The organism is Microbacterium sp. ZW T6_19 (assembly GCF_044987465.1).
GTDB classification, from domain to species: domain Bacteria; phylum Actinomycetota; class Actinomycetes; order Actinomycetales; family Microbacteriaceae; genus Microbacterium; species Microbacterium natoriense_A.
This window is the reverse complement of the sequence record NZ_JBJDRH010000015.1, coordinates 58,572-66,272: the sequence shown is the minus strand read 5'-3', so window position 1 is coordinate 66,272 and position 7,701 is coordinate 58,572. Positions and strand designations below refer to the sequence as shown.

The window sequence follows — 7,701 nt, the reverse complement described above, 5'->3', positions numbered from 1 at the left end:
GGTGGGGAACGGGGAGTCGGCGGCTCGGGGAAGGAGCGGTCGGATGCCGACGCTATCGCCGTGCGACTCCCGCGCGGTTCAGCGCCGACCCGATGCCGAGCCCGACGGCCGTCCAGGCCACGGGACCGAGCACGGAGATCACGAGGTAGGCGATCTGCTCCCACGCGGGCCTGACCGACAGATCGACCGCGAAGTACACCACGACGGCGACGATCACACCGATCAGGGCGGCCGAGACCAAAAACCGCCAGGCGCCCCACGCGCGGTAGCGGGTGAGGGCGGCAACGCCCTCCTGGATCGCGCCGAACAGCAGCGCGGTGCCGAGGAAGCGCATGGTCCACGCGGGGTTGAACGCGCTCGCGATGAGCGCTGCGATCACATGAGTGATCAGGGCGACGAGCGGGCGGCGCAGCACCTCCTGCGCGATGATGCCGGGCAGCACGTGCGACCCGAGGACCAGGCCGTAGAGGAAGGCCGGCCCCGCGATCACCGGAACCGTGACCCAGCCGGCGATGCCTCCCAGCATCCCTGTCGCCACGCCGATCGCGGCGCACACGAGGAGCACGCGGGTCGAGAGCGCGGAGGAGGGGGATGACACGCCTCCAGCCTACTGTCGACCATCGGATGCAGAGCCTGGCCGATCGGCCAGGAAGCGCCTATGGATCTGGTGTGAGTCCAGGGGCGAGGCTACGTTGAGCGATGGTGCGGCAACCCAGTCGCATCGTGATCATCTGGGAGCAGCACATGGGTCGAACCCCCCTCCGGATGGCAGCAGCCACCACCCTGGCAACGCTGTTCATCGCGTCGACGGCCACCGCAGGCTACGCAGGCGTGGAGGAGGTGACACATCCCACTCCCGTCGAGGGCGCCCCCGGGCACTACATCGTCGTGATGAAGTCCGACCCCCTCGCCAGCTACACCGGCGACGTGAAGGGTCTCCAGGCGACGAAGCCCGCCGAAGGCGAACAGCTCGAGACCGACTCGGCCGAGTCGCAGCGCTACGTGCAGCACCTCGAGACCGAGCAGCAGAGTCTGGCTCAGCAGATCGGCGTGACTCCGGACACCAGCTACCAGGTCGTCCTCAACGGCTTCAGCGCCCAACTGACCGGTGAGCAGGTCGACAAGCTGCGCGCGTCGAAGGACGTGTACGACGTGTATCCCGATGAGATCCGCCACCCCGACGCGCAGACCTCGACGTCGTTCCTCGGGCTCGGCGACGACAAGAAGGGCCGCGGCGGCATCTGGCAGGCGACCGGCGGCGTCGACCGGGCAGGCGAAGGCATCGTGGTCGGCGTGATCGACACGGGCATCGCGCCCGAGCATCCGTCGTTCGCGGGCAAGAAGCTCAAGAAGCAGAAGAAGCAGCAGAACCGTCACAAGGGTGCGGAGCCCTACACCGACGGCACGTACATCTACTTCGACAAGTCCGACGGCGGTCAGTTCAAGTCGCTCATGGTCGAAGGCCAGGAGTGGGACAAGAGCGACTACTCGTCGAAGATCATCGGCGCGCAGTACTTCTACACGGGCGCCGAGGCCGACGGCTTCGACTTCCAGTACGACTTCCTGTCGCCGCGCGACGGCGCAGGCCACGGCTCGCACACCGCGAGCACGGCTGCCGGGAATTTCGGCGTGAAGGCGTCGATCGAGAACGTCGACTTCGGCAAGATCTCGGGCGTCGCGCCCGGGGCGAAGATCTCGGCGTACAAGGCCTGCTACGAGGGCCCAGACCCCGCGGTGACCACCGATGACATCTGCGCGCTCAGCGACCTCGTCGCGGCGATCGACCAGGCCGTCGCCGACGGCGTCGACGTGATCAACTACTCGATCGGCGGAGGCGCGGCCAAGACCGTGCTCGCACCGGAGGACATCGCGTTCTTCAACGCCGCAGCCGCCGGAGTCTTCGTGTCGGCCAGCGCCGGCAACGACGGCCCCGACGCCTCGACCGCCGACCACGCGTCGCCCTGGTACACGACCGTCGCGGCATCCACGATCCCCACGTGGGAAGGAACCGTCACGTTCGACGGGTTCGCCCAGGCGGGCGCCTCGGTGAGCGTGCCCTTCGGCAGCGAGGTGACCGGTGCGTCGATCTACGCGGGAGACGCGGCCGCCTCCGGCGCCGCGAACGCTCAGCAGTGCCTGCCGGGGACTTTGGATCCTGCGAAGGTGACCGGACATGTCGTGGTCTGCGATCGTGGCAACAACGCGCGCGCCGAGAAGTCACAGGTCGTAAAGGATGCCGGAGGAATGGGCATGATCCTCGTGAACGTGCCCGGTGGCGCCGACTCGCTCGACAACGACTTCCACGCCGTGCCGACCGTGCACCTCGCCTCCGCCCACCGCGCTGCGGTGCTCGCCTACGTGCAGGGCGGCGTCGACCGCCCCGTCACGCTGATCGGCGAGAACACCACCGGAGTCACGACTCCGGTTCCGCAGATCGCCGGATTCTCGAGCCGTGGCCCGATGCTGGCCGACGGCAGCGACATCATGAAGCCCGATGTCGCGGCACCCGGTGTCGCGATCCTCGCGGCGACGAACAACGCCGCCGACGAGGCGCCCACCTTCGGCATCCTCTCGGGCACCTCGATGGCCGCTCCTCACGTCGCGGGCCTCGCCGCCCTGTACCTCGGCGAGCGTCCGAATGCGACGCCGGCCGAGATCAAGTCGGCCATGATGACCACCGCCTACGACACCGTGAACGCCGACGGCTCGAAGAACACGAACCCCTTCGAACAGGGTGCGGGTCAGGTCGATCCGAAGAGATACTTCTCGCCGGGTCTGCTGTATCTGAACGGCGTCAAGGACTGGACGGCGTACCTCGAAGGCAAGGGGCTGGCCGACTTCCCCGGAGACCCGATCGACGGCAGCGATCTCAACATCGCCTCGTTCTCGATCGGCTCGCTCGCCAGCGCGCAGACGGTCACCCGCACGGTCACCTCGACCGAGAAGGGCACGTTCACGGCATCCGTCGACCTCCCGGGCATCGACGTCACGGTCGAGCCCTCGACGCTGAAGTTCGATCGTGCGGGGCAGACCGCCAGCTTCACGGTGACGTTCGACAACGCCAGCGCTCCGGTCGAGCAGTGGGCGACCGGCTCCCTCACCTGGTCGAGTGCGAAGAACTCGGTGCGCTCGCCGATCGCGGTGTTCCCGGTGACGGCGGATGCTCCGGCAGAGGTGTCGGGCACAGGCGTCGACGGAACCACGACGGTCGAGGTCACCCCCGGTCTGAGCGGAGACCTCGCGCTCGACCTGTCGGGCCTCACCCCGTTCGAGCTGCTCGCCGACCCGGATGGCCGGGTTCAGGGCCACTCGGGCGACGAGGCCTCGGGCGACGAGAACAAGGACGTGTCGTGGATCGTCGACGTGCCTGCCGGCACGACGCTGTCGCGCTTCGACCTCGACTCGTCCGACGACACGGGCAGCGACCTCGACCTCTCGGTCTACCACGTGGTGAGCCCTGACGATCTGCGCTACTACACCAAGTGGCAGTCGGCGACAGGATCGGCCGACGAGCAGGTCACGCTCACCGCTCCGGAGGCGGGGACCTACCTGGTCGTCGCGAACGTGTACTCGACCTCGGCGCCGATGACGTGGGACATGACCTACGCCAATGTGCAGCCGGGCGGCGAGGGCGCGTTCACGGCGAACCCGAACCCGATCGCCGCGGTGCGCGGCGAGAAGACGAGCTACGAGCTCAGCTGGACCGGCCTGACCTCCGGCGCCCGCTACCTCGGACTCGTGCGGTACGCCGATTCGGCCGTGTCGACCATCGTGACGGTCGACGCGCGCTAGCGCTCAGCGCTCGACGCCCCGTGCTCTTCGGAGTGCGGGGCGTCGAGCTGTGCGGATCCGTCAGATCTTCCGTCCCCGGGGCATCAGTCGCACATCGGGAAGCGGAGGCGCGGGGATGCGCACGTCGTGGCCGTCGACGACGCCGAAGCGATCTGTCGGCGCCCCGGCGGACTCGGCCTCCCACTCGGCCCTCGCCTGAGCGATCTCGTCGTGGCTGCGGCCGGCGAAGTTCCACCACATCACGATCTCGTCCTCGAAGGGCTCGCCGCCGAGCAGGAACAGCAGCGCGCCGCCACCGCTCGACACCTCGACATGATCACGGGAGTCGCCGAGATACAGCAGATCGTTCAGAGCGAGCGGATGCTGAGCCACGGCGACATCGCCCTCGACGAGCATCACGGCGTGCTCCCACCCGGCGTCGAGCGGCAGCCGCACCGTCGCACCCGCCGGCACGACGATCTCGGCGCCGACGATCGGGGTGTGCACGGTGGCGGGCGAGCGCACGCCGGCGAAGTCCCCCAGCACGACCGTGGCCGCGGCATCCGCTCCCTGCACAGCGGGAAGAGTGATCCGCGGCAGATCGATGTGGCGCTCGAAACCGGGAGAGCCGTGCCGGGCCGAGTCCGGCAGCACCACCCAGAGCTGCAGAGCGTCGAGCGGGATCGGGTCGTCGCCGATCGAGTACTCGGAGTGCGAGATGCCGTCGCCTGCGGTCATGAGGTTCAGCTGTCCGCGGCGCAGATCCGCGTCGCTGCCGATCGAATCGCGGTGGCGGATCTCTCCGACCAGAGGCCATGTCACCGTCTGCAGTCCGATGTGCGGGTGCGGCTCGACGCGCATGCGCGTGTCGGCAGGGCCGAACCTGTCGAGGAAGCACCAGGCGCCGATCGTCGGAAGGTTGCGGTGCGGCAGCGCGCGCAGCACGTTCATGCCGCGCACTCCGCCGAGCGGCACCTCGCGCGGCTCGAGGACGATGCGTCGTTCACCGACAGGTGTCATCGGGGCTCCCTCTTCTGGGTGTGTTTCGTGGTGCGGTGCGCCGGTGGGCAACGGGCGCGAACTGCCGCTGGCTAGACTCGACGCCATGCGCGCCGCCACCTCATCGTCCCTCTTGGTCGTCCTCGGTGCTTCACTCATTCTGAGCGGCTGCGCCTCCGGCGGCAACGCGGGGTTCTGCGGGCCGCTCCATGACGACAGCGAGATGGCGGCCGTCGTGTTCACTCCGATGATCCCCGAGATGAACAACGGGGACGAGGCTGAGGAGCGGCTCGAACTCGCCGAGAAGCTCGAGCCGACCGCCGAGCTGGCGGACGATCTCGAGACCTGGCGCACCTATCTCGAGGCCGTGGTCGAAACCATAGACGACGACCCGGCAGCGGCGCTCGCCGCCTACAACGATGATGCCGCAGTGGAGAAGGCCGGCACGGCGCTCTCCGACTACTACGGCGACGTCTGCCTGATGTAGCTCAGTCGGATCCGGGCACCTTCGGCCAGCGGATCTCCGCTCCGGGGATCTCGTGCGTCTCGAGGTACTTGGCGATGTAGGGGCAGAGGGGCACGATCGCATCGCCGGATGACGCGGCGTCGGTCAGCGCAGCCTTCGCGAGGACACCGGCCAGCCCCCGGCCCTGGAAGGCGGGGTCGATCTCGGTGTGCGTGAAGCGGATCGCTCCGGGGCGCAGGTCGAACTCGGCGAATCCGGCGAGCACGTCGCCGACCGTGATCTCGTAGCGGGAGGCGTCGTCGTTGCGGGTGACGGTGGTGTCTGTCATGCGACCAACCTACGCCCCGTGCAGACCGTGGGCGCGGGCGGATGCTGTGGAGAACGCGGGCCCGGTGTCGGCGCGGGTCGTTACGCTGGAGGGATGCCGCAGACTTCCCGTGACCCCTACGAGGATCTGCCGTATGCAGACGAGCCCTGGGGCGACGGGTGGGAGCCGAGCGATGCGCCGGAGCCCATGGACTGGGAGCCTCAGGGCGCCGGGTACGAGCCGCCGCTCGACTGGGGTCCGGGCCCGGTGACACCTGTGGCGGCGTCCGCCGCGGGTGCGAGGCGGGCGACGCCGAGCCGCTACGCGACCGCCCGCGAGGCCCTGCACACGGTCTTCGGCTACGACGAGTTCCGCGCCGACCAGGCCGAGATCGTCGAGCAGGTGATCGGCGGCGGAGACGCCGTGGTGCTGATGCCGACCGGCGGCGGCAAGAGCATCACGTATCAGGTTCCCGCTCTCGTGCGCGAGGGCACGGGGCTCGTGATCAGCCCCCTCATCGCCCTCATGCACGACCAGGTCGACGCGCTGCGCGCGAACGGCGTGAAGGCCGCGTACCTCAACTCGACGCAGTCTCTCGACGAGCGCCGCGAGGTCGAGCGGGCGTACGTCGCCGGCGAGCTCGACCTCATCTACGTGGCCCCCGAGCGGCTGTCGAGTCCGGCGACGACCTCGCTGCTGCAGCGAGGCACGCTCAGCGTGATCGCGATCGACGAGGCGCACTGCGTGTCGCAGTGGGGCCACGACTTCCGCCCCGACTACCTCGCTCTCGGCGACCTGGGCGAACGGTTCCCCGGCGTGCCGCGCATGGCTCTCACCGCGACCGCGACACGCGAGACGCACAAGGAGCTCACCGAGCGCCTGCGCCTCGACGGTGCCGACGGAAGAGCGGCCGCGAAGCACTTCGTCGCGAGCTTCGACCGCCCGAACATCCAGTACCGGATCGTGCCGAAGGTCGATCCGCGCAAGCAGCTGGTCGCGTTCATCCGCTCCCAGCCGAGCGGATCCGTCGGCATCGTCTACGCCCTGAGCCGCAAGTCGGTGGAGCAGACCGCGTCCTACCTCGTCGCGCAGGGCTTCGATGCGCTGCCGTACCACGCCGGTCTTCCGGCCGAGGTCCGTGCGGCGAACCAGTCGCGCTTCCTCCGGGAAGACGGCGTCGTCATGGTGGCCACGATCGCCTTCGGCATGGGAATCGACAAGCCCGACGTCCGCTTCGTCGCCCACATCGACCTGCCGAAGTCCGTCGAGGGGTACTACCAGGAGACGGGGCGAGCCGGCCGCGACGGCGAGGCGTCGATCGCATGGATGGCTTACGGCCTGGGCGATGTCGTGCAGCAGCGGCGGCTGATCGACCAGAGCCCCGGCGACCGCACGTTCAAGATGCGCATGGGGCAGCACCTCGATGCGATGCTCGCGCTGTGCGAGACCGTCGAGTGCCGACGGCAGAACCTCCTGGGATACTTCGGGCAGGACTCTCAGCCCTGCGGCAACTGCGACACCTGCCTCGAGCCCGCTGACACGTTCGACGGGCTCGTGCCCGCGCAGAAGCTGCTGTCGACGATCGTCCGGCTCAAGCGCGAGCGCAATCAGGCCTTCGGCGCCGGGCATCTGATCGACATCCTCCGGGGGGCCTCGACCGAGCGCATCCGTCAGCAAGGGCATGAGCAGATCGCGACATACGGCATCGGCGCAGACCTGTCCGACCAGGACTGGCGCAGCGTCATCCGCCAGCTCCTCGCCCGCGGCATCCTCGTCGCGCAGGGAGACTACGGAACCCTGGCGCTCGGCGAACCTGCCGCCGGTGTGCTGCGCGGCGAGATCCCGGTGCCGTTGCGCAAAGACACGATCGGCAGGCCGGCGTCCACCTCGCGGGCCCGGAAGGCGAGCGCCGCGGACGCGCTGGATGCCGGTGACCGCCCGCTCTTCGAGGCGCTGCGCTCCTGGCGCGCCGAGACCGCGCGGGAGCAGGGCGTGCCCGCCTACATCGTGTTCGGCGATGCCACGCTTCGTGCTCTGGCCGAGCACCGGCCGGCATCGCTCGCCGATCTCGACGGCATCACCGGCATCGGCGCGAAGAAGCGCGAGGCCTACGGCGAGGGCGTGCTCGCGGTGATCGCCGCAGCCTGAGCGCCCGCGT

At 69.2% G+C, this 7,701-nt stretch carries 6 protein-coding genes; 3 read left to right on the top strand and 3 right to left on the bottom strand.

The annotated features are described in order from the left end of the window. Positions 1-52: 52 nt before the first annotated feature. A complete protein-coding gene (locus tag ACI3KT_RS17560; protein WP_292907581.1) occupies positions 53-598 on the bottom strand; it encodes an ECF transporter S component in 546 nt (181 codons plus the stop codon). 146 nt (positions 599-744) lie between these two features. On the opposite strand from ACI3KT_RS17560, the gene ACI3KT_RS17555 reads away from it, so the two are divergent. Then, positions 745-3,792, top strand: a complete 3,048-nt coding sequence (locus ACI3KT_RS17555; protein ID WP_404905744.1) for a S8 family serine peptidase — start codon at positions 745-747, stop codon at positions 3,790-3,792. A 60-nt stretch (positions 3,793-3,852) separates the two neighbouring features. Here the strand turns inward: ACI3KT_RS17555 and ACI3KT_RS17550 are convergent, their stop codons facing one another. Then, a complete protein-coding gene (locus tag ACI3KT_RS17550; RefSeq protein WP_404905743.1) occupies positions 3,853-4,791 on the bottom strand; it encodes a pirin family protein in 939 nt (312 codons plus the stop codon). Positions 4,792-4,876: 85 nt separating this feature from the next. Here ACI3KT_RS17550 and ACI3KT_RS17545 point away from each other — a divergent pair, with 85 nt between their 5' ends. After that, positions 4,877-5,257: a hypothetical protein gene (locus ACI3KT_RS17545; RefSeq protein ID WP_404905742.1), complete on the top strand. Its 381-nt coding sequence runs from the start codon at positions 4,877-4,879 to the stop codon at positions 5,255-5,257. 1 nt (position 5,258) lies between these two features. On the opposite strand, the gene ACI3KT_RS17540 is transcribed toward ACI3KT_RS17545, so the two are convergent. Beyond that, complete coding sequence (locus ACI3KT_RS17540) at positions 5,259-5,564, bottom strand: GNAT family N-acetyltransferase (protein ID WP_404905741.1); 306 nt, start codon at positions 5,562-5,564, stop codon at positions 5,259-5,261. 93 nt (positions 5,565-5,657) lie between these two features. Between ACI3KT_RS17540 and recQ the strand changes: the two genes are divergently transcribed. Continuing rightward, positions 5,658-7,691 carry a DNA helicase RecQ gene (gene recQ, locus ACI3KT_RS17535; RefSeq protein ID WP_292907591.1) on the top strand — a complete coding sequence of 678 codons (2,034 nt, stop codon included), beginning with the start codon at positions 5,658-5,660 and terminating at the stop codon, positions 7,689-7,691. The last annotated feature ends 10 nt before the right edge of the window (positions 7,692-7,701 follow it).

Coding starts and splice junctions, on each gene's coding strand:
- ACI3KT_RS17545 (WP_404905742.1), top strand. CDS start 4,877: ATGCGCGCCGCCACCTCATCGTCCCTCTTGGTCGTCCTCGGTGCTTCA.
- ACI3KT_RS17555 (WP_404905744.1), top strand. CDS start 745: ATGGGTCGAACCCCCCTCCGGATGGCAGCAGCCACCACCCTGGCAACG.
- recQ (WP_292907591.1), top strand. CDS start 5,658: ATGCCGCAGACTTCCCGTGACCCCTACGAGGATCTGCCGTATGCAGAC.
- ACI3KT_RS17540 (WP_404905741.1), bottom strand. CDS start 5,564: ATGACAGACACCACCGTCACCCGCAACGACGACGCCTCCCGCTACGAG.
- ACI3KT_RS17550 (WP_404905743.1), bottom strand. CDS start 4,791: ATGACACCTGTCGGTGAACGACGCATCGTCCTCGAGCCGCGCGAGGTG.